Below are 2,362 nucleotides of genomic sequence, written 5' to 3' on the forward strand. Positions count from 1 at the left end.
AAATTAGCCTATAGATTAGGGTTGACTGGATTAAGGTCAGTATCAGTATTGACACTTCCTAACCATTTTCATTCTTTGTGGTGAATCGCCGATTTTTGCGATTCATGGATGGCTAACGGGTGCGTTAGCTGAAGATCGGAGCTGTCTTTAAGGCAGCTTTTTATTATGGAACTATCGGGGCAAGTTAGTTGTATAAGGAAAAGTAAAAAGGTCAATTTTTCCAATGGATTGTGATAATATAAATTTAATTCTTATTATAAGAGGTGAGTTTAGTTGAGCAGAGTTGAGCAGAGTACAAAGTTAGATATAGAAAGAATTATTTTTATTGGGAGAACCTTTGAAGAGTATCTGGATATGTTTTCTCTTTGGGTAGAAGAACTAAAGGGAAAAAAAATACTGGATTGTCCAGCAGGGGCTTGTTCTTTTACTGCTGTTGGTAATAAATCAGGTTTAAGTGTAACAGCTTGTGATATTGCGTATTATCATTCGAGTGAAGACCTAAAAAATAAAGGTCTTCAGGATATTGGACACGCTATGGAGCATATGCAAAAAGCAAAAAGTAATTATATTTGGACTTATTTCGAAGATATAGAAGGTCTTAGAAAACATCGTTTGAATGCTTTAAAAGATTGTATTAAGGACATGGAGGAATCGAGTGACCGATACGTTCCCGTTACTTTGCCTTCTTTACCGTTTAAGGATGGAGAATTTGATATTCTTCTTTCTGCACATTTTCTATTTATGTATGCTGACCGATTAGATTACCAATTTCATATAGAAACGCTAAATGAGTTATTGAGAGTTACTAAAGAGGAAATTCGTATTTTCCCTATAGTTGATTTGGAAGGTAAACGCTATGAACATTTAGATAAATTAATAAGTTATCTCGCTGATACTGGATGTACAGTCGAAGAAGTTAAAGTGCCATATGAATTTCAGGCAAATGCTAACTCGATGTTAAAAATTAGAAAAGGGTAAAAAAGAAAGGGACCATGTTAAACGTTGTCCCTTTCTTTTAAATAAACCTTATAGAACAAACGGGTGCGTTCTGAAGATCAGAGCTGTCTTTAAGGCAGCTCTTTCTTATGCAACTAAAGGGCAGTAAGTTGAAGAAGGTTAAATAATTTATTCATAGAATTATATATATACAATAGAATGTAACAATTCACCAAAACGTTACAAGGAGGTTTATTTATGAAAAAGGAATCAGTTATAACTCTTGGTATTGCAGGAGCTTTAGCATTATCAATCGGTTTTGCGACAGACTTGCAAGGTACAAAGGTATTTGCACAAACTGAACAAACAAAAGTAAAAAATGAACAAACAAGCACTAATAATGGAGACCAATACAGATATGTTTCTAGAGAGGAACAAGACCGGGTTGAAGGTATGATAGCTGAAGGAAAAGACGTTTACACATTTATATCAGTAGAGGAGCAAGAAATGGTGGAAAATAGTTCAGCTAAACAAGGGTTTGTTCCGCAAGAAAATGGGACAGGTTTCTATTTTATAAAAGTGAAATAAGACTAATTTTTAGTTAGGTAACTAATGCATGCTTTACTTCAATAATAAGGGTTGCTGCGGCAGCCTTTTTCTTATGGCACTAAAGGGGCAGGTTAGTTCAACAAGAAAAAAATGAATATGGTAAAATTATGAAAATGAGAAATGGGTATTGGGGGAATAGATTTGAAGAAAACTATTTGGGCTTTAATGTTTGGTTTAATACTAATGGGTTGCTCGAATACAAAACAAACAATCAAGGAAGAGAAATGGGAAGAAAGTGCTCAATTTGTTAGAGAAACTGTGGTTACTGATGATGGACAAAAAGATGATATTGTATTTCGCATTGGAGATAATGGAAAATTTGGGTTTGGAGAGTACGGACCTTTTATCGCTGGAGAGTCTCAAAAATATATGTGGCATTTTTGGGGCGATGAAAAAACGCTAACAAAGCCGTTTAAAGTAATCGGAGTTAGTAAAGAAACTGGCGAAGAAATAACGGTTTTTCAAATCCCAGCACAAAGCCTTGCTCCTAATAATGGGGCAGACCATCATTTACCTTCAGCAATGATGTTACCAAGTTCAGGATTATGGAAGTTAGAAGTCTTTTTTGGTGATAAACTGTTTGGAAATGTGGTTGTTAATGTAAAAGAAAAGTGAAGAATCCTTTTGACCTAAAGGGTGCTTTACTTCAATAAGGCAAGTTTAGTATCCCTCAAAAGGGAAAAACCCTGGTGAATAAAGTAAAAGAAAAGAAGGACCCGATTATGAAGTGAACCCAAAAAGTTAGACACTTTATTTACTTAGGCAGCCTTGAGGGCATGAACCCGGTAATCTACCGGGCTCATGCCTTTTAATTTTA

At 35.1% G+C, this 2,362-nt stretch carries 3 protein-coding genes; all 3 read left to right on the plus strand.

The features are described from left to right. Positions 1-273 precede the first annotated feature (273 nt). Positions 274-978 (plus strand): SAM-dependent methyltransferase, encoded by a 705-nt coding sequence (locus ACFRAK_RS26700; RefSeq protein WP_394572856.1) that lies wholly within the window; start codon positions 274-276, stop codon positions 976-978. Between the two features lie 216 nt (positions 979-1,194). Next, the gene (locus ACFRAK_RS26705) at positions 1,195-1,524 is read left to right on the plus strand and encodes a hypothetical protein (RefSeq protein ID WP_394572857.1); all 330 of its coding nucleotides are present in this window, start codon (positions 1,195-1,197) and stop codon (positions 1,522-1,524) included. Between the two features lie 162 nt (positions 1,525-1,686). After that, entirely contained in the window at positions 1,687-2,160 is a 474-nt protein-coding gene (locus tag ACFRAK_RS26710; RefSeq protein ID WP_394572858.1) for a DUF4871 domain-containing protein, read from the plus strand. Positions 2,161-2,362: the final 202 nt, after the last annotated feature.

This window comes from Peribacillus sp. NPDC056705 (genome assembly GCF_043656335.1).